Source organism: Helicobacter sp. CLO-3, from assembly GCF_001854545.1.
Classification (GTDB): domain Bacteria; phylum Campylobacterota; class Campylobacteria; order Campylobacterales; family Helicobacteraceae; genus Helicobacter_B.
Window position 1 is genome coordinate 60,501 of sequence record NZ_MLQN01000005.1, and the last position, 24,426, is coordinate 84,926.

Consider the following 24,426-nt stretch of genomic DNA (forward strand, 5'->3'; position numbering starts at 1 on the left):
AAAGCCACGCACCAAGCATCACAAGGAGGCAAGATGAACGAACTAAAACGAGACACCAAAGAGACGCAAATAAGCGCTAGCCTAGAAATCTATGGCAGCGGGGCTAGCGAGATAAGCACAGGCGTGGGATTTTTTGACCACATGCTAGAGGCGTTTGCCAAGCACGCGCTTTTTGATTTAAATCTCTCTTGCAAGGGCGATTTGCAGGTGGATAGTCATCATAGCGTGGAGGACAGCGGGATAGTCATCGGCTCGCTTTTGGCGCGCGAGATATACCCGCCACATGGCTGTGAGCGCTTCGGCAATGGCGCGGTGGTGATGGATGAGGCTTGCGTGGAGTGTGATTTGGATATCAGCAATCGCGCATTTTTGGTGTTTGATATGAGTGCTTGCGAGAAAGAATACACGGGGAAAATCGGTGCGTTTGATGTGGAACTTGTCGAGGAGTGGTTTCGCGCGGTGGTGTTTAATGCGAATCTAAGCGTGCATATAGTGGCAAAGCGCGGGAAAAATCTGCATCATATCACTGAAGCCGCGTTTAAAGCTTTCGCACTAGCGCTGCGCCGCGCACTCACCAAAAACCCTAGAATCCAAATGCCAAGCACAAAAGGATGCCTATGATAAAGCTACTTCTCATCGATGTCGATGGCACGCTCACAGATGGCAAGCTAGCGTTTGTGGAGTCTAGCGAGGGGATTTTGGAATCCAAAAGCTTCCATATCCACGATGGCTTGGGAATCGTGGCGTGGCTAAAAATGGGTCGAGAGGTCGCTATCATCTCTGGGCGAGAATCCAAAAGCGTGGCAAAACGCGCCAGCGAGCTAGGCATCACGCGCGTGTTTATGGGCGTTGGCGACAAGTCAAACATCGCGCGCAACATCATCTCTGGGCTAGGGCTCACCAAAGAAGAGGTGGCGTGCATCGGCGATGATTTGAATGATTTGGGGATGTTTAGGGAGTGTGGGCTTAGATTTGCCCCAAGTAATGCCAATAGCTACATCAAGCAAAAAGCCGACATCATCCTAGAAAAAGCCGGCGGTGAGGGCGCTGTGAGGGGGATGATAGATTTTATCGTAAGTCGCAATGAGGATGAATCGAGGGAGTTTTTGTCGTTTTATGAGTAACAAAAAAAGCCAAAAAAGCACGCAGAATCTAGAATCTAGCCTTGCATCAGAATCTAGCCGCGCAAATTCCGCGCAAAATCCAGCGCAAAAATCAAACGCCGCGCAGAATCTAGCACCAGAATCCACCCGCGCAAATCCCGCGCCAAATTCAAAACCAAGCCTCACGCAAAATCTCACGCAAAACAGCCTCGCCCAAACCATCACCAGACACGCGCTTTGGCGCAGGGCTCGGATTCTCCTCCGCTTTTATGTGCTGCCAAATACGCGCACGATTTTTGCGCCTTCATATATAGTGCATTGGTTTTTTGGGCTACTGCTTGCGGGGATTTTTTTGTTGATGAAAATCTTTGCTATCGATACCGAGGCGATACTTTCCAAGCGCGCGCAAATGCCACTTATGGAGCTGTATGATTTTGATATTTACAACGCGACAGATTCTCTCATCTCCTCGCGCGTGCAGGGGCAAAAAGCGCTGCGCTTTGCAGAATATGAGATAAGCTATGAGACGATACTAAGCATCATCCAAGAATCCAAAGACACCAAAAGCAAAGCAAAACCCCTCGTAGAATACATCTATGGCGAAGAAATCCGCCGCGTCAATGATATGTATTTTTTTGACAAAGGCGGCGTGTATGCCAAAGAGAGCGGGGAGAGCTTCTGGAGCAAGCGCGCGCGATATGATATGCCAAATGGCGTTTTTTATGGCAATGGCGATTTTTTGGCGACTTCGATAGAGGGCAGCTCTGAAGGGCAGAATCTCACCTACAACCAGCGCCTCCAAACCATGAAAGCAGAGGCGGTAAAAGCGCGCATAGATTTGCAAAACACCAACACTAAAGGCGAGCAATGAAATATCTAAAAATAAGGCGTTTGGGCGCGGCGGCGATAGTATCTTTTCTAGCTTCTTGCGCGTTTGTGGCGCAGCTAAATGCTGAAGAGCTTCACATAGAGGCGCAAAAAGTCTCTAGCGATGAGCGCAAGGGCATCACCACGGCTGAAGGCAGCGTGCATATGGTGAAAGAAAAAGATGTGCTAAATGCGGATAAAGTCAATATCTATATGGATAAAAACCGCAAGCCGCTGAAGTTTGAGGCGATAGGCAAGGTGGATTTTATCCTTTTTACCGAGGATGGCAGGGAGCTGCGCGGCAAAAGCAATACGCTAATCTATCTCATACTTGAAAACGAATACCAGCTCATAGGTAACGCGCAAGTGCAAGAAGTCGGCAAGCCAAACTTCCTAAAAGGCGAGCGCATCATACTCAATAACGAAAATGGCTATGCCAATGTCGAAAGCGACAAACGCGCGCCCGTGCGCGTGATAATCGATCTCAATGATATGCAAGAGGATAAGGACAACAAAAAATAGAGCTGTGGATAAAGCTGGCAAGGCTTTGTGTTTTGTGAAATGTTTGGCTTTGTAGAAAATATAAGAGGGTGAAAATGTCAAAAAAGTTTATTGCTTTTTGCGCGTTGTTTGCGATGATTGGCGCATTGTGGGCGGATGCGCTAGAATCTACGCAAACCACAGCACAACGCTTTGCGCCAGAATCCACACAGGCTACAAAATCGCCAGAATCCGCGCGAGCCTTAGATTCTGCGCCAGCGCCAGATTCTGCCAAAACCTTAGCCTTAGATTTTGCACCAGCACAAGAATCCGCCAAAATCTTAGTCCAAGATTCTACACCAAATCTAGCCCCAGATTCTACCCCAAAATCCACGCTCCCTATATATCTGCAGACGCGCCTAGGCTTTGACTTTTTCTTGGATAATCTTGAGGGAAGCGGCAGCCTTTGGGATACGCGCACGCTCTATGCCATCCGCCTAGCCCCAGAGATAGGGCTCTCCATCGCTGGCGAGGATTCTGGCCACACGCTTATGTTTGGCGGCTACACTATCCAAGATATGGGCTTCGCGCGCTTTCCTAGCAAAGCAAACATCAGCGCGTATTATGCCTATGAGGGCAGGCGCACGCGCGGTATTTTTGGGATTTTCCCGCGCAAAATGTGGATAGGCAAATACCCGCTTAGCTTTTTTCGCGAGGATTTTTTATACTATGCGCCAAACACCAATGGCTTAGCCCTGCAGTTTAAAACCGGCGAAAATGCGCGCGTGAGTGCGTCTGGCGAGCTGGTGTTTGACTGGTTTGGCGGGAATCTTGCCAAGCGATTTGATGAGTTTTTCATCCTTGCCAACACGCGGCTAAATGTCGCTAAGGGGGCGTTTTTCGCGCAGGCTAGCGGGCTTATGTATCATTTCAAAAACGAAGAGATTCTAGGGCGCGATGGTGCGCTCACACCTGAAGGGCTAATAGATACCAATCTCATGGATAAAATCCACTATGAGCTAAAGCTAGGCAGCGATATGAGCGCGTATGTGCCATGGCTAGAGCGCGCGGAGGCGAGTGTGGAGATGCTTGGGCTAAGCGAGCGCAAGAGGAGGCTTAGCGGCTTAGGCGATTTTTATCATGGCATAGGCGCGCAAGCCTCGCTAAAGCTGCAATACAAGGGCTTTGGCATAGAGGAGAGCTATTATTTTGGCAAGGGGCAGATGCGGTATTTTAGCGAGTATGGCGAGGGCTTTTATGATGGGCTGCCGTTTTATCGCGCGAGCGGGTTTAACCGCCTGTGTGCGTATTATGAGTGGCAAAATAGCTTTTTGAAAGCGCGTTTGTCGCTGCTGGCTTACTCGCCTAGAGGAGCCCCCCCCCTAACAGCGCTTCAGCAAATGCTAACCATAAGCATCGATCCTAGCAAGCTTTGGCAGGCAAAAAGGCTTTTTTAGGGGTTTTGCGAATTAGAGCAGGGTTTCAAAATAGGCTAAAAAAGGGCAAAAAGAATTAAAGAGGGGCAAAAATGGCGCAAATCTATATCGCTGGAATCCACACTGATGCGGGCAAAACGCACTTCAGCGCGGCATTTTGCCATGCTTTTGCGTATGATTATTTTAAGCTTATCCAAGCCGGCGCGCAAACAGATTCTAGCGCAGTGGCGCGCTTTGCCAAAGGCGTGCCAGTGCATAAAGAGGGCGTGTCGCTACGCACACCAGCCTCGCCACATATCGCTAAAATGATCGAAAATCGCGCATACAGCGGGCTAGAAATCGCCCTGCCAAATGCCAAAAATCTAGCTATCGAGCTAGCTGGCGGGCTTTATACGCCGCTTGATGATAGGATTTGCATGATTGATTTTATGCGCAAGAATCCGCGCGCGGTGGTGCTGGTGGGGCGGTATTATCTGGGCTGTATCAACCATATTTTGCTAAGCGTCAATGCCATGCGCGAGGCGGGGCTGCCGATACTCTGCATCGCTATGATAAAGGGGCTTGATGGAGAATCTAGCGATGTTTTTAGTCTTTTGCAAGATTCTTTGGATTCTAGTGATTCTGCGGGTTTTGTAGATTCTAGTGATTCTTTGGATTCTAAGGACTTTGCGAAATCTGCGGATTCTGGAGATTTTTTAGATTCTGGGCGCGCGCCAAAAAATACGCTAGAATCCACACCCAAAACCACACCAAATACACCAAATACACCAAATACACCAAATACACCAAAATATGCGCGCCAAACCATCGCAGAATCTATCGATGCATTTTTGACATCGCGACATCCTCACATCCCAATCGTGCATTTAGAATGCTTTGATGAAACAAATTTCAAAGAAAAATCCGCATCTTTAAAACAAGAAATGCAAGCGATTATGGATAATCTCTAGCGCGCCCCCCCAAGCTAGATTCTCGCGCATTAGGATTCTGGCTCGCTAGATTCTCGCGCATTAGGATTCTGGCTCGCTAGATTCTCGCGCGTCAGAATCCAGCACGCCAGAATCTACACGCCAAAAAATTAGCGCGCCAAAATCCTAAGTGCTCTTTCAAGCCCAAAATGCTAGAATCCGCCACAAAATAAGCGCAAAATAAACAAACACAAAAGCAAACCAAAAAAATAAGCAAGGCAAAGCCCAAAAGCCAAACCAAACCAAAACCCAAAAACCCAAAACCATAAGGACAACGCATGCAGCGCACCATAGAGCTACTAAAGCAGCACGACGAACTAGAAACAATCGACACGCCACTAGACATATACCTAGAGATTCCGCATCTTGCGTATCTTGAGAGCAAAAAGCCAAATGGCGGCAAGGCGCTACTTTTCACGCGCCCGCTGGATTCTAGGGGCGGCAGGGCGCATAGCACGCCTATCATTATGAATGTGTTTGGCTCGTTTGCGCGCATGGAGCTGCTGGCTGGCAAAAGCGCAGAATCTATCGCCGCAGAGATAAAAGCCCTGCTAAATCTAGCACCTCCTAAAGGGCTAAAAGCGATATTTGCGACACTGCGCCGATATAGCGTGCTTAGATTCTGCTTGCCAAAGCTAGTGAAGCGTGCCAGCGCGCAAGAAGTGCGAATGCTAGGCGAAAATGTGGGTCTCTACTCGCTGCCTATCCTTACGACTTGGAAGCATGATGGCGCGCCATTTATCACTATGGGGCAAGTCTATACGCAAAGCATCGATGGCAAGCGCAAAAATCTAGGGCTCTATCGCTTGCAAGTGCATAGCAAAAATGAGCTAGGCTTGCATTGGCAGATACATAAGGATTCTGCGCACTTTTTCCACGAATACAAAAAAGCAGGGCGCAAAATGCCTGTAAGCATCGGCATCGGCGGCGATCCGCTCTACACTTGGTGCGCGCAAGCACCGCTACCGCATGGCGCGTATGAGCTTATGCTCTATGGGCTTATCAAGCGCCGGCGCGTGGAGGTGGTGAAATGCCTTAGCAATGAGCTTAGCGTGCCGGCTGATTGTGATTTTGTGATAGAGGGGTTTGTGGATGTGGAGAATCTGCGCGATGAAGGGCCATTTGGCGATCATACTGGATTTTACACGCCTATCGAGCCTTATCCTGTGCTAGAGGTGAGCGCTATCACGCACAAGCGCGCGCCCATATATCACGCCTCCGTGGTGGGTAAGCCGCCGATAGAGGATAAATACATGGGCTATCTTACCGAGCGCGCATTTTTGCCGATGCTGCAAACCACTGCGCATGGCTTGGTGGATTATAATATGCCAGAAAATGGCGTGTTTCACAACCTAATCCTTGCCAAAATCGCGCCACAATACCCGGGGCACGCCAAGCAGATAATGCATGCGTTTTGGGGTGTGGGGCAGATGAGCTTTGTGAAACATGCGATATTTTTGGGCGAGGATGCGCCAGCACTTACGGATTATCCCAAGGTTTTGGCGTATGTGCTGGAGCGATTTGCCACAAGTCGCATAATGCTAAGTGAGGGGATATGCGATGCGCTAGATCACGCAAGCCCAAGCTATGCGTATGGCGGGAAACTCGGGCTAGATGTGAGTGCTGTGCTAGAGAAGCCTTTGGGTGTGAAGCCGCTTAGTGATGAGGAGCTTTGCGCGCTTTTGGTTGCTAGGATGAAGGGCGTAAAAATCGTGCGCCAATATGGAGCAGATAGCGCAAACGCGCCAAAAATCGCGATAATCGGCGTGGAAAAAGCAGAAATAGCGAAAATAGCGGAGGCGGATTCTAGTGTGGATTCTGGCGCTTTGGATTTTGGCGCGGATTCTGCAAAAACTACGCGCGCAGAATCTAATATTGCAGAATCCAGATTCTCAAAATCCAGCACAGAATCTAAAATTTCAGAATCCGCCTTGCCGCTAGCCTTTGCCAAAAACCTAGCCGATTTAGATTCTAGCTTGAAAATCGCTATTTTCATCGACGCGCACAAAAACGACCTAGACAACCCCTACATGCTCGTGTGGCGCATCGTCAATAACATCGATGCCAAGCGCGATGTGAAAATCATCGGCGAGCAGGTTTTCATCGATGCGTGCGACAAGCAGACAAGCCCCGCGCACCCAAGAGAGTGGCCGCTTGAGACGGATTGCGAGCCAAGCGTGATAGACGCACTCATATCCAAAGGCTTTGAGGTGTCGCCGGAAGTTTTGCGAAAGTTTCATATCTGCGGCTCGCCAAGCACACAAAATAAGGCGCAAGAAAATATTTCGATAGAAAAAGCAGGCGCAGGCGTGCGCGACTAGAATCTAAAGTTTAGCCATGCCAGCCCGCGCTAATCGCAAATGCCAACCACAAGCCCAAGCCACAAAATGAAAACCCTAGAATCCAGCGCAAAAGGCGAGTTTGAAGCCAAAGGCTCGCGCTTTTTATGCTTTTTGCTCCTCTTCGCGAGCGTGCAAGAATTCCACGCATTTTTGGAAAACCTCAAGCTCGCACACCAAAAAGCCGTGCATTTTGTCTATGCCTATCGCGAGATAAATGAGCTAGGGCAGATAGTGGAGCGCAGCAGCGATGATGGCGAGCCCAAGGGCAGCTCTGGCGTGCCGGTGCTAAATGTCTTGCGCGGAGAGGAGCTGGTGTCGTGCGGCGCGATTGTGGTGAGGTATTTTGGTGGCACGCTGCTGGGTGTGGGCGGGCTCGTGCGCGCCTACACCAAAGCCACGCAAGAAGCGCTAAAATCTGCCAAAGATGCCGCCCTCATCCGCCCCTATGTCAAGCTAGAATCTTTGAGCCTCTGCGTCGCCTATTCGCATCTAAACGCCTTGCAATACCAGATAAATGCTATGGGACTTGCGTGCGAGAAGGAGTTTTTGAATGACAAAGTAGCGCTTCACATAAGAGGCGAAAAACACCAGCTAGACGCACTTCTCAAACATCTAAACGAGCATTTCAACGGCTGCTTTGAAGTTTTGGCTAAATGATGATTTGCAAATTTTAACCGATTGTAGAATCTAAAAGTTTCTGTCATTACTAAAGAAGCCAGAGGCTTTGTTTCGTCGCTTTACTCCTCGTAATGATGGTTTTATCTATTTTGGAATTTGCACAAACTTCCAAAGCCTTGCAAAAAACTACAACATTACTAAAAATCACCCATTTTGTGCGATTTGTTTCGCACCCTATGATTTTATCCGCGCATGCGAGTCCCATGAGGATGCTATGGTCTTGGTTGTTGTATTTGAAGCTGCCATTTCTGCCAATAAATAGAGGTCTCTAAACTCATCACGCGGATATATAGGTAGCTTGTGCTTGTTAGTATGCGATAGCCAAAAGTCGTTTAGTCGCGCATCTTTGCTAAAAAATCGATGAGGTCCGATATCTACGATTTGGTCAAAAAGTTTGAAACTTTTGCTCATGCCTCCCACAGAATCCGCTTCTTCAAAAATCTCTACTTCATAGCCGCTGCTACTTAGGATTCTAGCGGCACTTAGCCCTGCTGGTCCTGCGCCTATTATTAGCACTTTTTTACTCATTTTTCGCTTCCTTTGTATTTTTATTTTTGTTGTCGCTTGATTTTGTCCGATTTTGCCACTTTGATACTAGAATCTTGTGCTAATACCTTTTATTTTCAAACCAAAAAAGCGCGCTTTTTAGGATGGTTTCTATCGTGTAAAAGCGCGGATTCCAGCCAAGCACACGCTTTGCCTTAGCGCCATCGCCGATAAGCATCGCCGGATCGCCAGCGCGGCGAGGGGCGATGTCGTGCGGGATTTTCCTGCCTAGTATTTTTTCAGTGGCAGCGAGCACTTCAAATACCGAGTAGCCCCTGCTTTCCACCCCGCCACCGCCGAGGTTGAAAACATCGCTCTCGCCGCCATTTTGCAAGTAGCTAAGCGCTAGTATGTGCGCGGCTGCCAAGTCATCGATGTGGATGTAGTCGCGGATGCAAGAGCCATCTTTTGTGTCGTAGTCATCGCCATACACGCTGAAGCGCTCGCGCTGTCCTAGCGCGGTTTGCAAGATAAGCGGGATGAGGTGTGTTTCTGGGTTGTGCGACTCGCCGAGGTCAAATATCACGCTAGCGCCCGCTGCGTTGAAATAGCGCAAGATGACATATTTTAGCCCATAGGCAATGCTAAAGTCTTTTAGCATGGTTTCTACCATGAGTTTTGAGCTGCCATAGGGGTTTATGGGGTTTTGCGGGTGGGATTCTGCGATGGGGAGGCTTTGCGGGTTGCCATAGGTGGCGCAGGTGGAGCTAAAGATGATGTTTTTCACGCCAAATTCATTCATCACTTCGAGCAGGTTTAGCGTGTTTGCGACATTGTTGCGGTAGTATTTTTGCGGATTTTCGACAGACTCGCCCACATACGCAAACGCCGCAAAATGCAGGACAGAATCTATATCGTGCTTTTTAAAAATCTCGCGCAAGGCATCTTTGTCGCATAAATCAGCTTGGATAAAGGTAGTGAGTTTTGCGTGGCTTGTGTGGCTTGCGCGATTTGCGTGATTTGCGTGACTAGATTCTGGAGCGGAGTTGGCATTTTTGGGGCAAACTTGCGCGCTAAATGGCTTTGATAGCGAGATAAACGCGCCCAAATCGCTGCTAAAATCGCTAGCATATTTTTGTATCTCATCTAGCGGGCGCATCGCAAAATCCAGCGCCTCTTTATGCCCATAGATGAGATTATCTAGCACGATAGTGGGGATGCCAAGCGCATTTAGCATCGCGTTTGCATGCGAGCCGATGTATCCCGCCCCACCTGTTACCAAAACTTTTTTCATAGATTCTCCATTTTAGCGCGGATTTTATCTCTGCTATCTAGTGCGTCAATATTTCAAAGCAGCGGATTTTAGCACAATGTCCAAAAACAATCAAGATTTAGTAGGCTTGAGTGGATGCTTGCTAAAGTAGCGCCAAAAGCTAAGTTATACCAAAAAATCTATTTCCTGTATCATTTGAACCTATTCCTTTATAAGAATTTTCGGAAATTCTAATAGTAAATAAACCATCGCAATTATTTATAATACTATCAATAGTGGGTTTATAAATAACATTTGTAGCAATATAAATCTGCTGCGCTTGTGTTTTTGCTAAAAAATCTTTTATCGATTTCCCAGTATTGATAACAGAATCTGCAATAATAAGCCTTTTGGTTTTTATATTTTTTATAGATTCAGAATCTAAATCTCCAACTTCTTTTATAGGATAAAAAGCAGCATTTGGAAAAATTTGCCTTATTCCTTCAGCAATATATAATCCTGCACGCAAGATTCCAATGATAGCAAAATTGCTATCATTATAATAAACAAACTCTTGTTGCTCTCCATTTTGCGAAGCAGCTTTTTTAACTTTTCTTTTTTCTTGTATGCCTAAAATTTCTAGCCCCAAAAACATTCCAAATTTAATATGAATTTGTGAAAGTTCTAGTGGGCTTGTATCCTTAATTCTAGAATCGCTAATAAGATTTTCTAGTGGATATTTGCTTTTTAATTCTATTAGCACAAAAACCCCCTTATTGTTTTCTTGTCTATATCAGAATCGATAATATGTACATGCTCTATCTTTTTTATATTTTGTAGAATTTTTTGTGTTTTATTATTTTTGATTAAAATCGCCTTGTTGGCATTTTCTAGCATTCCAGAATCAACAATTCCATCTCCAATAGCAACTACTTCATATCCTCTTTTAACAAGTTCTTTTGCAAAATATGCTTTTGTATCTTGAGCAATTGTTGTAATTCTATTATTTGCTACAAGAAAAAAATCTAAATTATGTTGTTTAAAGACTATATCCCAAATTTTGCGTATACCCGCACTAATGGCTATAACATTATAATTTGTATCTAGCAGGGCTTGGATAAGATTATTATTGAGCCTTATGTGACTTGCCGCTATTTTACAAGCGTTGTTAAACATATGTTCATCAAGTTCTAATCTTTTTTGTGTTAGTTTAAAAAATTGGTATAATCCGTAGAATCTATGATTCAAAAAAGCATTAGGAATTTTATAATTTTCCACTTCCTTGACTTTATAAAATTGTTTTACCGCATCTTGATTGCTTAGTGTTCCATCACAATCAACCAAGATTATCTTTTTATTTTTAGGAAGCTTGTATGTTTGAAGAAAATTATCAAAAATACATTTTGGCTCCAAAAGCTCTGGATTATATAAAATAGTATTAATAAAGCTAGCTAGATATTTAGCCTCAATTTCTATATTTTCAGAGCTAATAACACTAAAAATCTTGCTATGCTCCTCTGCTTTTTTCTTGCAAGATTCTAGCTCAAAATTATGCCAAGTTTGCAAATCTTTAATATTCCACTCTTTTCCTCTATCCTGTAATCTTTTTTGGATAAGCTTAATATCTGTTTCTAAAAATAAGACAATATCATAGATTCTAAAATCTCTATCATTCATTGCAATTTCAAAGCTTTGATTTTGTGGATTATAAAAACTATAATGTCCATCAACAAAAATAATATTTTCATTTTTTGATTCAAGAATATCTAAAAATTTATCCCCAAGTTGATTTCTTTGATTCTCACTTGATTCTTTTAGCCTGCTAGAATCAGCTAGATTTGCAATTTTGCAAAGCGTTTTTGAACCTTCTATAATATTAAAATTAGGCATTTGCTCTAAAGCTTTTAGAAGCGTTGTTTTTCCAGTCGAGCTAATTCCGCAAATAACAATTTTAGCATTTTTCATAATAGCATTCCTTGCATGAAAAATCTAATCTTATAAGTTTTTGCATATTTTTATTGATGCTTTTTAAATCCAAATCATAATCTCCAAGAATGTATTTTTTATCCGCTACTTCATCAACGAATCTCATACAAGGATAGATTTTATCATCAAAATAAAAAATATTGTTGTAGCCAACTCCGCATTTATTGCCATACATAATACAATCAATTTTATTGCTTTTGATTGATTCCAAATTTCGAATCACAAAATCAAAATTGCCAAAAAACTGCACAAATTCCATAAATTCTGATTGCGTAATTTCTTCTTGTTTATTTTCACAATGAAAAAGCCGCGTAAATGCAAGTTCTTTAAATCCATTTTCACATAAAAAATCTAGGATTCTTTGCTTGTTTTTAAGACTATTTCTTCCAATACTCATATTAACTGCTGGCATTGCTGAAAAAAGTTCTTTATAATGATTAATGTTTTGCATAATAATGCTATGTGTGCCTTGTTTGTTTTTATAGATTCTATTAGTATTATGCGTTTTTTCATCACCATCAAGCGAAACAACAATTCTAAGATATTGACTATGCTTTTTATACTCTGCTAATATTTTATTAAGCAAGATTCCATTTGTGATAAGATAAAAAAATAAAGCTCCCCTGCTATCTTCTTTTTTTATAGAATCTAACACAGATGATAGCATATTCCAATCTAGCAATGGTTCGCCACCACCTGCAAAACCTATAGTAAATTTTGTAAGTTTATTTTCTTGTGTATAGCATAAAATATTTTTTAGAATCTTGTATAATTTTTTATCATTTAGTGCTTGTATATGCGGCATATCCAATGATTCATTTTCATAGAAATGACAATATTTACATGCAATATTGCATCTAGCATTAATCGATATGCAGCATTTATCAAGCATCATGTTCCTTTAATAATTTTTCAATTTCTTTGTGATTATTTTCTATTGCATGGTCGAGTGCGCTTTTTGAATTAAAATCTCGAATTTTTGTATCCGCTCTATGCTCTAATAACCACTTAACAATTTTTACATGTCCTTTTATCGAAGCCTTGATTAAGCCTGTATATCCATTGCCATCAATTTGGTTAATAGAGATTCCATGTTTAATTAAAATTTCTAGAATTTCAATTGCATTTTTTCTATTATCCCAGCAAGCCATTAAAAATGGAGTATTTCCCTTATTTTTGCCTTTGCTACAAATATATGGTTTTGCTCCGTTTTCAATCAAAAAATTGATAAGTTCTATATTATCTTTTTGTATGGCATGTGCTAATGGAGCCATTTTTAAATGTGACATATCAAATTTGTGAATATCGGCTTTTAAATTTATTATATCTTTAATAATTGGAATCTTATTAGCACTAATGGCTAATATAAGCGGAGTAAATCCTTCACTATTGTAAGCATTGATTTTAATTTTTGGTAGAATTTTATATGCTTCTTTGAAGTTCTTTTGATATAGAAGCTGAAAAAATTCTTGCGTAATTTTATCTGGAATATTTTCTTGATATGTTTTAAATTTTTCTATAAATTCATTGATTTTTAATGTATTTTTGTATTTAAGTTTAAAAGTTTTATCTTCGCTAATAATAAAAACTTCATCATAATTTTTCTGTTGTTCTTTAGCGCATTGTATTATATAATCATCATTATTTCCTCCCTCAATGCTTGTCTGTATGGTTTTTAGTTTGGAATCGTTGATGTTTTGGATAATTTTATGTGCATTTCTATTTTCTTTATGTGTTTTGTTATCTTTAAATCTATCGAGCTCTTTTATGACGACTTGTGGAACCAGCAAAATAAGTTTTTGATTTTTTGTGATATCAAGTATCATATTAAAAGATTTAAGCAAAGCGGAAGTGTCAACTACTATGCAAGGGGTGGTTTCTTTGATTGATTTCGTATTATCTTGCTTGTCTTTATATTTTTGCATATTTATCCCCTGATTATATATCAATGCCCTGATTGACCGCTGGCCATTGCGCAAACTCCTATTTCATCTAGTGTGCCAATATTTCAAGCATCGGATTTTAGCGCAATGTCTAAAGATAATCAAGATTTTGGTAGCACAAGCCAAAGGGGTGCTAGCAAGGCCCCTAACCCCCCTAGCCGCCATAGGTGCTGCTGCTATTGTGTTTGCGTTTGCTAGAAATCCACTCGCCAAGGCGCGCGAAATAGCTCCAAAATAGCGGGATAAAGAAAGTCGCGATAAAAGTCGCCGCAAGCATACCGCCGATGACGCCTGTGCCGATAGCATGCCTGCTCGCCGCGCCCGCACCGCTGCTAAGTGCCAAAGGCAGCACGCCAATGCTAAATGCTAGCGAAGTCATGACGATGGGGCGGAATCTAAGCCTTGCTGCTTCTTTCGCCGCTGCGGCGATACTTTTGCCTTCATTTTCGCGGATATGTGTGGCAAACTCGACTATCAAAATCGCGTTTTTGGCAGAAAGCGCGATAAGCGTCAAAAGCCCCACTTCAAAATAAATATCCTCGCTAAGCCCGCGCAGATAAATCGCAAGTGCCGCGCCAAACACCGCAAAAGGCACCGCTGTAAGCACCGCTAGCGGCATCAGCCAGCGCTCATACTGTGCACTTAGGATGAGAAACACAAAAATAAGCCCAAAGGCAAACGCCAGCGCGCCCGTGCCACTCGCATTTTTCTCTTGGTAAGAAGTCCCAGTATATGCTATCGTGTAGCCCTCTGGCAGCACTTCATTTGCCACTTCTTCTAGTGCATTTAGCGCATCGCCGCTAGAATAGCCAGAATCCGGATTCCCGACGATTTTCGCCCCGACAAAGAGGTTGAACCTATCTAGCACATCTAGCCCCACCACGCGCTTAAACTGCACGAGCGAGCTTATAGGTATCAGACTGCCGCTGGAAGACTTCACAAAAGCTTGGCTCAAATCTTCTGGCGACTCGCGAAATTTAGATTCTGATTGCACATAGACTTTGTAAGTGCGCCCATAGAGGTTAAAGTCATTTGCATAATAGTTGCCAAAAGTGCTTTGCATCGTGGTAAATACATCATTCACATTTACGCCCATGGCTTTGGCTTTTTCTCTATCAAGTGTGATGCGGTATTGCGGGATATTCGCGCTCAAAAGCGTGCGCGCGGCGGTGATCTCATCGCGCTTGTTTATCTCTGATACTAGCAAGTTTGCGTATTTTTCTAAGTCTTGGATGCTGCCGCCGGTGCGATCTTGCAGATATGCTTCAAAGCCGCCAGTGAGTGAAAGCCCCATAATCGCTGGGGGATTTATGACAAAGCTAAGCGCATCAAGCTTCATATTTAGCTCGCCCATGAGCTGTTTTGCCACGCTAAAAGAGCTATTTGCCTCGCCTTTGCGCTCGCTCCAATCTTTTAGCTTGATGAAAATCACCGCGCTATTGGTGCGCGCGGCGGAGGATTGCATATCATAGCCAGCGATGAGCGAGGCGGATTTTACATTTGGGTTGTTTTGCAAAATCTCTAGCGCGCGCATACCTTCTGCTGTCGTGCGAGAAAGCGCGCTAGCAGGCGGCAGCTGGATAAATGCCATAAGCGAGCCTTTGTCCTCATCTGGCACAAGCCCGGTAGGTAGCTTCATAAACAGCCCCCAAGTCGCTAGCAAAATCGCAGCAAAAAACATCAGATAAAACGCGCCGCGCCGCATCGAGTTGCCGACATTTTCGGTGAAATGATGACTTAGCCAGTCAAACACTTCATTAAACTTCCTCACAAGATAAAATGGCTTTGGCTCTTTTGCTTTGAGTATAGACACACAAAGTGCCGGTGTAAGTGTAAGTGCCACAAATCCAGAAATCACCACCGAGATAACGATAGTCACAGCAAACTGCTTGTAAATCTCCCCGCTAAAACCCCCGATAAACGCCACTGGGATAAACACCGAGCTAAGCACCAGCACAATAGCAATAAGCGGGCTTTGTATCTCGCTCATCGCCTTTATCGTGGCATCTTTGACGCCTAGCTTCTCTTCATGCATGATGCGCTCGACATTTTCAATGACGATAATCGCATCATCCACGACGATACCAATCGCTAGGATAAGCCCAAAAAGCGTAAGCAGATTTATCGAGAATCCTAGCAGATACATACCGCCAAACGCGCCGATGATAGACACCGGGATGGCGATGACTGGGATAATCGTAGCGCGGAAGTTTTGCAAGAAAAAGTAGATGATGATAATCACCAGCACGATAGCTTCTATAAATGTCTTTAGCACTTCTTTTACAGAGATAGAGATGAACTCTGTAGGGTCATACGCTTTGGCAAAATGCAAACCTTCAGGGAATTTCGCGCTTAGCTCATTCATTTTCTTTTCAACCGCTTTTGACACATCTAGCGCGTTTCCGCCGGGCTGTAAGAAAATCCCAAAGTTAGACGCGGTTTTGCCATTAAAAAGCGCATTTACACTATAATCCGCGCCCCCTAGCTCTATCCTAGCGACATCTTTTAGGCGCAGTGCCGAGCCATCAGAATTTGAGCGGATGATGATATTGCCAAACTCTTCAGGCTTGACAAAGCGCCCTTGCGTCGTCGCCGAGTAAGTAAAAGCTATCTCTTTGCGCACTGGCTCTTGCCCGAAATTTCCTACTGCAAACTGCGCGTTTTGCTCTTGTATGACTTGCGCGATTTCTGAAGGGCTTAGGTTGTTTTGCGAGAGTTTGTCAAGATCTAGCCACACACGCATCGAATAATCGCGCGAGCCAAACGATGACACATCGCCCACACCCGGAATCCGCTTCAAATCATCGATGATATTTATCGAAGTATAGTTTGCGATGAAAGTGGCGTCATGGTTTGGATTGTCCGAATACATCGAATACACAGCAAGGATGGTCGAGCTTCTTTTGCGGACATTTACGCCTAGCCGCTGCACTTCTTGGGGTAGCTGGCTTAGGGCGGATTGCACGCGGTTATTGACATTGACCGTTGCCATGTCTGGGTCGGTGTCATTGCTAAAATATACGCTTATATTGACGCTGCCACTGGAGCTTGAAGTGGATTTGATATAAATCATCCCTTCCACGCCATTTATGCTATTTTCTAGCACATTTGCCACGGTGTTGGCTATCGTCTCTGCGTCCGCGCCACTATAAGTCGCGCTGACAGATACCTCTACAGGCGTGACTTGCGGGTATTCTTCTATGGGAAGGGTGAAAATAGAAATCGCGCCGACAATGGTAATGATGATGGAGATAACCATCGCAAAAACGGGGCGATTTATGAAAAATTTGGAAATCATGCTAGCCCCTTATGCGCTTGGCGCAGATGTGGCATCTTGTGCGTGGCTGGCTTCTTGCTGGTAGTTGGTGGATTCTTTGGTGGAGTTTGCGGAGGCAGAATCTAGGGCGCTGGATTCTAGATTTTTAGATTCTGCCAAACTCGCGCTAGATTCTGCATAAAGACTAGCATGCAAACTAGAATCTAAACTTGCTCGACTAGAATCTAAACTCGCTCGGCTTTTTTCTTGGTTTTTATTTTGCGCTGGGTTTTGTGTTTGGCTTTGGCTGGTGCTAGATTCTGCTTTGTCATTGGGTTTATTTGGCGCGCCTGTTTTATCATTTGCTTTGTCGCTTGCCTTTTCACTAGCTTTATCTGCGCTCACCTTATCCACAGAATCTACTTTTGCAGAATCCGCCTTCGCAGAATCTGTTTGCAGTTTCACCACATCTACGCCCGGGCGGATTTTGCTTAGGTTTGAAGTGATTAGCACATCGCCGCTTTTTAGCCCGCTAGCGATGATTGTCTCTGCGGTTTTTAGCGCTTTGCCGATGATGACGCGCACTTGCACTGCCTTGCCATCTTTTGCCACATAGACGAAGCTTCCTTCTTTGTCTTGCATAAGCGCGGTTTGTGGGATGGCGATGGCGTTTTTATCCTCTAGCCCTTTGATATTCACGCGCACAAGCTCATTTGGCAGGAGTTTATACTCATCATTGTTAAATATCGCGCGCGCTTTGACAGAAAGCGTCTGGGAATCTAGCACGCTGTCGATGAAATCAAGCTTGCCGACTTTCTCATAAGGCAAGCCATTGCCAAGTATCAGCTCGACTTCGATATTTTCACCGCTCAAATCCCTGATATAGTAAAAATCCGAGCTAGGTATCGCAAACTCCGCATAAATGGGCGTAAGCTGCGTGATGGTTGTCAGCACATTATTATTGCCGCGCCCCACTAGATTCCCGACATCATATTGACGCATGCTCGTGCGCCCGGTGATGCTGGCATTTACATCAGTATAGCCTAGATTCACGAGCGCATCATCAAGCGTGGCTTTGGTGTTGGCAAGTGTGGCGAGTGCTGCTTCGTAGTTATACCTTGAAGTATCATAGCTATCTATCGTCACCACGCCTTGCTTATACAGCCCCTCCACGCGCTTCCAGTCGCGCGTAGCACGCGTGAGGTTTGCCTGCGCGCTTTGGTATTGCGCGCGCGCGATATTGACTTGGTTTTGATAGGTGGTGGGGTCGATTTTGAAAAGTTTGTCGCCTTTATTTACGATGTCACCTTCTTTGAAGTTTTTGGATAGCAGGATGCCTTCCACGCGCGCGTAAATCTCGACACTCTGGGGCGAGCGCAAGCGCGCTGGATACTCAAAATCTACAGCTATGGTTTTGGCTTGCAGGGTTTGCATAGCTACTGGCATCGCCATTTTCTGCGCTTCTTGGGCGGCTTTGTCATCACAACCGCTAAAAATAACGCCAGCACCAAAAAGCGCTGAAAAAGCCGCCAAAAGTGGCAGTGAAAGCGAGCGCGGTGATGAGAAAGTATTTTTCAAATTTTTCATAAATTTCTCCTTTTGAATCGGTAAATGTTTGGTTGTAAGCAAAATCTTAAAAGCCTTGAAATTGGATTCTGGAATCTAGATTTGGCTATGGTTTGGGTTCTTTGGTTTGGCTTATTTTGGGCTTTTGTGTGCTGGTGTTGGCAATCGCGCTGCATCACTGCATCGTCGCATCATGGCATCATTTATCTATCGCATTTATCGCGCCTGCTGCTGTTGCGCCTGCCGCGCCTGCCACACCAAAAGGAAGCCAAAATAAGGGCAGAAGTATAGCACAAAATATTTAATATTTTCTTAAATACTTGTATATACAAGTATCTTGTCAAAGCGCGTATTTTAGCCTATTTTGGCAGAATCTGGAAATTATAAATTTGGCAGGCTGTAATTTGGTAAATTTGCAATTTTCAGCCTAAAAAGTCTGAAATTATTAGGTATAATTTCAACCATGAGTAAAATAGATGCGAAAAAAGAAACCATATCGTTTTTAAAATTTTGGCGTAACATTATAACCGCCACGATATTCGCGATTGCTGGCTGGTGCGCGTTTAATTATGGCGAGGTTACAATGTGGCTGATTGTCGCATCTTGTATTATTATGATAATTTTGGCTTTTGTGGCATTGCGACTATCGAAAGTCATCTCAAAGCATATCGACGAACTAGGGGATTTATGATACTTGGCTGATGCGATTGTATGATTTTGGATTCTAGGCGATAGTTTAGACGATAGCTTTTGGCAGCCAATCAATCCCAAAAAGGCGGGGCAAAAGCCCCTAAGCCTTAAGCTTTCACATTTACCCGAATTTTAAACCCAAAAAGTCTGAAATTTAGATATAATGCGAACTTAAGGCGTTGGTTGCGCCTTTTCTCTCACGCTACCTTTTGGCACACCGCCTTTTTTGGAATTTTGCGCCCCTCTCTTGCGATTGGGGCGCGTTATTATACACTAAATTCTTGCATATTTTGAAATCTTGCGTATTTACTACCTTAAAACAATCCAGATTCTGCACCATTTTATCGCAAGCCTTAGTAATTTTTGCGCGCCAATGCCACACCGCGCCAGCCAAAAATCTACACCGCGCCAAACTAGAATCTAAACGCATTCTAAGCTATAATCCCAAAATATTTTTGAAAAAGGAGCGCATCATGCCACACGCAAACACAAACTCAAGCCAAAGCACACACACAAACTCCGGCGCAAACCCCAGCCACACCCCAGAATCCGCCAAAAAAGCCTGCTCCATACAAGCCACGCCAAAAGGCGTGTGGCTCGCACTCGCTGTATTTTTGGTGTTTTTCCTAAGCGGCATATATCTAGGCACGCAGTTTTCTAGCAAAACAGACGCCAATATGCTTAGGATAAACCAAGAGCTAAGCACCGAGCGCAAAATCACGCCAGACACCTTCAGCGCCGACATCCGCATAGCATCCACCGAGCGCCTCAAATCCATAAAAACGCTAAGTGCCGAAAACCAAGACAAAATCCTCGCCAAACTAAACGCCATAAACAAGCTAGTCGCAGAATCCAAAGCAGAATCTAGCTCGGATTCTGGCGCAAAAGCAGGCGCGGATTCCAGCGCAAAATCCAGCCCAGATTCCAGCGCCAAACCCCAAGAAATCTGCAGCGATGGCGCATACAGCTTCGCCCCCTCCGTCTATACCATAAGCAAACGCGTAGGCAGCGAAGTCATCACCGAGCGCGTAAGCGGCTATGAAGTCTCACAAAACATCAGCTGCGAGTTTAGACAAGACCAAAAAGCCGCGTATGAAAAGCTGATAAATGGCGTGCGGACTTTGGTGGCGGATGATGAGTATCTGCAAGTGTTTTTGCCAAAAATCACGCCCATCATCACGCCCGAGCAGTCGCGCTCCTACACGCAATCTATGCGCGATGACTTGCTCGCAAAAGCCTATGGTGTGGCAAAAGAATATGGCAAAATCCTGCATACCAAATGTGTGGTGACAAACCTAAGCTTCACTGATTATAACAATATGCCAAAAGCGCGCGTGTATGCCAGCCAAAGCAATCTCAAAGCCTCCGCTATGTCAGATAGCAGCTATGAAAGCGCGATAGAAGCGGCGATGCCAACCACCAAAGAAGACACGCTAAGCTTGGGCGCGAGATTTGATATAGGGTGTGAGATATAGGGCGTGAGTTTGATACAGGGTGAGATATAGATATAGGGCGAGATATAAAAAATGTGGGGCAGAATCTAGCTGCGTAAATTCTGCGCGGATTCTCGCGGATTTTGCATGTTGGATTTTGCTTGCATTTTGAAAGTTTGACATTTGACACATCATTGCAATAAATTCTGATATGTTTTTCACATTCAAAATCTTGGCAAGATTAAAAAAACAAAAAGAAAAAATATTATAAAATGCGCGCGTTTTTTTGGCGCAATATTATTTTTGATATATTCACTAAAATTTTTCAAGGAAATAAATGCAGCAAATAGAATACATAGAAAAAGACGCATGTCACATAGATTTGTCAAATGCCAACTTTGACAAAGTAGAAGTGGAGCTAGAGGTGCTATCCAAAAAAGAGGCGTTGCGTATAGATATCGATGCGGGCTTGGAAAAAGCGATAAAAGAAATGGAAGAGCTAGAATCCCAAATGCCAAAAGAACAAGCCAAAAATCTTTTAGAGATTTGCCAAAAACATGCGCTTGACTCTATTGCTGGACCATTTGGGCTAGGAAGCGATGCCGCAGATACAGGATTTGGCAATCGCACACCAAACTCATATAAAGACAGCGCCATCATAAGCGCCGAACATGCCGCAAATGTTGCTTTATATTCTATAGCGGGCGATATAGCTAGAGAATTTGTTTCAGGACTATTCGAAGAGCTTAAAAATATTTTTCAAAATAAAGGCGACAAAACGCTAAAAGAAATTTTTCGTGATTTTAGAAAAAGGATAAGCATCATAATAGATAACCTAAAGTCTAAATGGAAAGACACGATTGCTGGCTCTGGAGAAGATGCAATGCTAATATTTTTATCCAGCATGGCAACTTTTGTGATAAATATTTTTGCAAGCACCTTGCAAAATATAGCGAAAATAATCCATTCTGCATTGTCCTATCTATATAGAGCTATAAAAGTTATAATAAGTCCGCCAGAAAATATGCCAAAAGATGAAGTGTATCGCAAGGCATTAGGCATAATCATTACTGGATTTGCTGGCACTACGCTTTTGGTGTCATCTGGAGTTATAGATAAGTTTATCCAAACTTCTTTTCCTGTATTTATCCCTGTTTCTAGTCATATTTCTGTCATGCTTACTAGTCTTGCTGGCGGATTACTTGCGGCTGTTGCTATTTATTGTATAGATAAAATGCGAAGCGAAGGCAAAATCGCAAATCTGCAAGTAGAGATGATGGGGCAGAGTAGCAAAAAAATGGTATATAAAATCGCCCAAACATGGCTTGTGCTTCATGATGCGATAGAATCCACAAATAAAATGGATATACAGATGCATAGAGAACTGCAATGTGCATCTGCAGAAATAAAAGAAAGCGAAGCGGTGGCAAAAAACTCAAGGCAAGAACTTGATAAAACAATGCAAAGAATACGCAACTTTAAACAAAGGAGACAGTGATGCTACCAAGCAAAACAAGCGCAGAAACGATACGGATAGGGGCAAAAGACATATTTCGTTATGACGATAATAGTGACCCAGAGGAATTTCTTGCACAAGCACTATTAAAAGTAAATGACATTAAAACAAAATTGCAAGATGCTACTGACAAAAACGAAGAGGCAAGTGAACTTGGTGTTTTCAGAATTAATGCAAAAGTTAATAAGTGTATCGAAGTGGACAAACTCCAGAACGAAGCTATATTTGATATAGCAACAATTCAACAACATGTTATTCGGTTGGTTAAAAGCAGATACGATAGAAGTTACAAAATAAGCGATATTTTAAAAAAAATGATTAGCGATGGCATTAAAAATACCAATGGCGAAATCGTTGTTTTGAATGGAAAAGCCGCAGAAATAGCTAAATTTGCTCTTGAGACAGCCGAAAGCTGCGAGAGGAGTGAGGAAGCCATAAATTTCATAGAAAATCGACTTGATGAAAAAGATACTTTAGATGCAAAGCAGTCACAACAAATACAAGAAAATATCAAAGATATCGAGCAGCTAGAAAAAGAAAAACAAAGAATCCAAAAGCAGCTGGATGAAAAACAAGCTCTAGACAAAGAGCAGTCAAGAAATATCGAGCAGCTCAAAGAAGAAAAGCGCGAGATACAAAAACAACTTGACAAAAAGCACGCTTTGGACAAAGAACAATCTAAGAGTATAGAACAACTCAAAGAAGAAAAACAAAAGATTCAAGAGCAGCTAGACAACAAGCGTAATAAAATCGCCGAACTAGAAAAATCTATAAATGCGCTCTCTAGCCAAACAGGTCAAATAGCGTCTAGTGCCTCAAACAAACTACCCATAGTTTTTAGCACAATAGCGCTCATTGCATCTCTAGCTAGCCTTGCTCTTAGTGTTATTAAATTTCAGCTAGGCGTTTAGCGATAATTTGAGGGCTTATATTGCGTGATTTTGGCGATTGCCAAATGTCACAAAAAGCAGAATCCCAAAATCTAAAAATCAAATCTAAGTCGTGCTTGGATGCTTTGCAAGTGCGGGCAAGTATAGGCAAATCAAAAAAATATAAAAGCGAAGTTTTGCGATGGTTTTATCATAATTTTAGATTCTAGCCAAAACCCCGAAATCTACGCCTTTCGATACACCAAAATAATGCCGCCAAGTATTATCGCCACGATGCCAGCGCATACCATGGGGCTTGGGAATTTATCGCCCAGAGCCAGCCCCAAAAGCATCGAAAACACCACATCAAGATAGCTGATGCCAGCGACGATGCCAGCCTTTTTCGCCACGCCATAGCTTTTGGTGATGTGTATCTGATATATCGTGCCAACCGCGCCCATAAGCAGGATAAAAAACCACGCCTTGAGGCTTGGCATCACAAAGGGTGCGATGAAAAAATCAAGCGCTTTTGGCGCGTAAAACTGCCCGATAATCATCGAAAATAGCGGCATAATCGTGCCTATAAAAATAAAAGAAAACGCCACTTGCTCGGTGGCATAGTATTTGCGGAGCTGGCGCACGCTTGTTAGCGCGAGTGCCGCGAAAAACCCGCTAACCACGCCTAAAAGCGAGTTTTTGAGATCTAGCCCGGTGTGAAGCTCTGGTGCAGCCCAGGGCTGTGATATCAAAAGCACGCCACAAAACGCCACCAAAACGCCAAGCCAGCCTTTGAATCCGATGCTTTCTTTAAACACAAAAAACGCGATGAGCGTGATAAAAATAGGCGAAGTTTTTTGAAACACAAACGCCCCGCCAAGCGAGATGTGAGAGATATTGTAAAAGAAAAGATAAAGCGAAATCGTGCCAACAACACCGCGAAAAACAAGCAGCCAAAAATGCCCGCCTTCTTTGTGCGTTTTCATGCGCGAAAGCAGGTATATCATAAACGCTAGGCCTATGACATTGCGGAAAAACATAACCTCGATGCTAGGCAGCCCCTCATCGCTCAAGATTTTGGCGCAAAAGCCCACCAGCGCGAACTCCAAGCAAGCAAGAAACATAAAGTAAATGCCTAGATTATGCTTAATCAAAGGTAGCATATGACGCCTTTTTGATGATGTGGATTCTGCTTTGGGTTGGGCACAGAATCTGAAAATGCTGGATTCTAAAAATGCGTTAGAATCCAAAACTTGGCGATTTGAAATTTTGTTCGCCATTGCGAGGATTTGTAAAAATCCGAAGCAAAGCACTAGATTCTTTAGTAATCCATAAAAAAACAAAGCGCTATTTGGATTCTAGATTTTATAGCGGAATCCAAAAATCTGCTAGATTTTGCACTGTTTAGATTCTGGCTTTCTGGTCGCCAAACTTTTGCGTTTATCCCAGCCTTTTAGTCGCCTTCCTTTCGCAGGGGGACAGGGGGCTTAAATTGGCAAGACCGCCCCCTAGTCCCCCTGCACCCCCCTCCCCCCCTCAGCCCTTCACCGTGCCGCGC

The 24,426-nt window shown here is 43.7% G+C and carries 22 protein-coding genes; 13 read left to right on the forward strand and 9 right to left on the reverse strand.

Annotated features, from left to right (window positions below; translation table 11 throughout):
• The first annotated feature begins 33 nt into the window (after window positions 1–33).
• The 8 genes from hisB (at window position 34) to BKN38_RS02575 (ending at window position 7,853) form a co-directional block, all read left to right on the forward strand.
• Entirely contained in the window at window positions 34–621 is a 588-nt protein-coding gene (gene hisB / locus BKN38_RS02535) for an imidazoleglycerol-phosphate dehydratase HisB (RefSeq protein ID WP_066455226.1), read from the forward strand.
• On the forward strand, window positions 618–1,124 hold the full coding sequence (locus BKN38_RS02540; RefSeq protein WP_066455223.1) for an HAD family hydrolase: 507 nt from the start codon (window positions 618–620) through the stop codon (window positions 1,122–1,124). The genes hisB and BKN38_RS02540 overlap by 4 nt, the downstream gene beginning before the upstream one ends.
• Entirely contained in the window at window positions 1,117–1,974 is an 858-nt protein-coding gene (locus BKN38_RS02545; protein WP_066455220.1) for a hypothetical protein, read from the forward strand. Before BKN38_RS02540 ends, BKN38_RS02545 begins: the two co-directional genes overlap by 8 nt.
• Window positions 1,971–2,492: a lipopolysaccharide transport periplasmic protein LptA gene (gene lptA, locus BKN38_RS02550; RefSeq protein WP_082942514.1), complete on the forward strand. Its 522-nt coding sequence runs from the start codon at window positions 1,971–1,973 to the stop codon at window positions 2,490–2,492. Before BKN38_RS02545 ends, lptA begins: the two co-directional genes overlap by 4 nt.
• Before the next feature lie 74 nt (window positions 2,493–2,566).
• Window positions 2,567–3,907 carry a hypothetical protein gene (locus BKN38_RS02555; RefSeq protein WP_066455214.1) on the forward strand — a complete coding sequence of 447 codons (1,341 nt, stop codon included), beginning with the start codon at window positions 2,567–2,569 and terminating at the stop codon, window positions 3,905–3,907.
• A 71-nt stretch (window positions 3,908–3,978) separates the two neighbouring features.
• Window positions 3,979–4,836 carry an ATP-dependent dethiobiotin synthetase BioD gene (gene bioD / locus BKN38_RS02560; protein WP_070957675.1) on the forward strand — a complete coding sequence of 286 codons (858 nt, stop codon included), beginning with the start codon at window positions 3,979–3,981 and terminating at the stop codon, window positions 4,834–4,836.
• A 296-nt stretch (window positions 4,837–5,132) separates the two neighbouring features.
• Window positions 5,133–7,175: a menaquinone biosynthesis decarboxylase gene (locus BKN38_RS02570; RefSeq protein WP_066455207.1), complete on the forward strand. Its 2,043-nt coding sequence runs from the start codon at window positions 5,133–5,135 to the stop codon at window positions 7,173–7,175.
• Window positions 7,176–7,241: 66 nt separating this feature from the next.
• Complete coding sequence (locus BKN38_RS02575; RefSeq protein WP_066455205.1) at window positions 7,242–7,853, forward strand: YigZ family protein; 612 nt, start codon at window positions 7,242–7,244, stop codon at window positions 7,851–7,853.
• A gap of 195 nt (window positions 7,854–8,048) precedes the next feature.
• On the opposite strand, the gene BKN38_RS02580 is transcribed toward BKN38_RS02575, so the two are convergent.
• The 8 genes from BKN38_RS02580 to BKN38_RS02615 form a co-directional block, all read right to left on the reverse strand.
• Window positions 8,049–8,402, reverse strand: coding sequence for an NAD(P)-binding protein (locus BKN38_RS02580; protein WP_066455202.1), 354 nt, complete (start codon window positions 8,400–8,402; stop codon window positions 8,049–8,051).
• Window positions 8,403–8,481: 79 nt separating this feature from the next.
• The gene (galE, locus tag BKN38_RS02585) at window positions 8,482–9,654 is read right to left on the reverse strand and encodes a UDP-glucose 4-epimerase GalE (protein WP_066455199.1); all 1,173 of its coding nucleotides are present in this window, start codon (window positions 9,652–9,654) and stop codon (window positions 8,482–8,484) included.
• 139 nt (window positions 9,655–9,793) lie between these two features.
• On the reverse strand, window positions 9,794–10,375 hold the full coding sequence (locus BKN38_RS02590) for a uracil phosphoribosyltransferase (RefSeq protein ID WP_066455197.1): 582 nt from the start codon (window positions 10,373–10,375) through the stop codon (window positions 9,794–9,796).
• On the reverse strand, window positions 10,369–11,577 hold the full coding sequence (locus BKN38_RS02595) for an AAA family ATPase (protein WP_066455194.1): 1,209 nt from the start codon (window positions 11,575–11,577) through the stop codon (window positions 10,369–10,371). The genes BKN38_RS02590 and BKN38_RS02595 overlap by 7 nt, the downstream gene beginning before the upstream one ends.
• Entirely contained in the window at window positions 11,564–12,490 is a 927-nt protein-coding gene (locus BKN38_RS02600; protein WP_066455192.1) for a radical SAM protein, read from the reverse strand. Before BKN38_RS02600 ends, BKN38_RS02595 begins: the two co-directional genes overlap by 14 nt.
• Window positions 12,483–13,523 carry an ankyrin repeat domain-containing protein gene (locus tag BKN38_RS02605; protein ID WP_082942513.1) on the reverse strand — a complete coding sequence of 347 codons (1,041 nt, stop codon included), beginning with the start codon at window positions 13,521–13,523 and terminating at the stop codon, window positions 12,483–12,485. The genes BKN38_RS02600 and BKN38_RS02605 overlap by 8 nt, the downstream gene beginning before the upstream one ends.
• A 172-nt stretch (window positions 13,524–13,695) precedes the next feature.
• Entirely contained in the window at window positions 13,696–16,839 is a 3,144-nt protein-coding gene (locus tag BKN38_RS02610) for an efflux RND transporter permease subunit (protein WP_066455190.1), read from the reverse strand.
• Window positions 16,840–16,848: 9 nt separating this feature from the next.
• A complete protein-coding gene (locus BKN38_RS02615) occupies window positions 16,849–18,384 on the reverse strand; it encodes an efflux RND transporter periplasmic adaptor subunit (protein ID WP_066455181.1) in 1,536 nt (511 codons plus the stop codon).
• A 92-nt stretch (window positions 18,385–18,476) separates the two neighbouring features.
• On the opposite strand from BKN38_RS02615, the gene BKN38_RS02620 reads away from it, so the two are divergent.
• From BKN38_RS02620 to BKN38_RS02640, 5 genes are all read left to right on the forward strand, one after another.
• Window positions 18,477–18,668, forward strand: coding sequence for a hypothetical protein (locus BKN38_RS02620; protein ID WP_066455180.1), 192 nt, complete (start codon window positions 18,477–18,479; stop codon window positions 18,666–18,668).
• A 158-nt stretch (window positions 18,669–18,826) separates the two neighbouring features.
• Window positions 18,827–19,054 carry a hypothetical protein gene (locus BKN38_RS02625; RefSeq protein WP_066458488.1) on the forward strand — a complete coding sequence of 76 codons (228 nt, stop codon included), beginning with the start codon at window positions 18,827–18,829 and terminating at the stop codon, window positions 19,052–19,054.
• A gap of 472 nt (window positions 19,055–19,526) precedes the next feature.
• Entirely contained in the window at window positions 19,527–20,528 is a 1,002-nt protein-coding gene (locus BKN38_RS02630) for a hypothetical protein (protein WP_143000185.1), read from the forward strand.
• Between the two features lie 295 nt (window positions 20,529–20,823).
• The gene (locus tag BKN38_RS02635; protein ID WP_066458494.1) at window positions 20,824–21,984 is read left to right on the forward strand and encodes a hypothetical protein; all 1,161 of its coding nucleotides are present in this window, start codon (window positions 20,824–20,826) and stop codon (window positions 21,982–21,984) included.
• Complete coding sequence (locus tag BKN38_RS02640) at window positions 21,984–22,913, forward strand: hypothetical protein (protein WP_066458495.1); 930 nt, start codon at window positions 21,984–21,986, stop codon at window positions 22,911–22,913. The genes BKN38_RS02635 and BKN38_RS02640 overlap by 1 nt, the downstream gene beginning before the upstream one ends.
• 203 nt (window positions 22,914–23,116) lie before the next feature.
• On the opposite strand, the gene BKN38_RS02645 is transcribed toward BKN38_RS02640, so the two are convergent.
• Window positions 23,117–24,031, reverse strand: coding sequence for a DMT family transporter (locus BKN38_RS02645; protein ID WP_066458498.1), 915 nt, complete (start codon window positions 24,029–24,031; stop codon window positions 23,117–23,119).
• Window positions 24,032–24,426 lie beyond the last annotated feature (395 nt).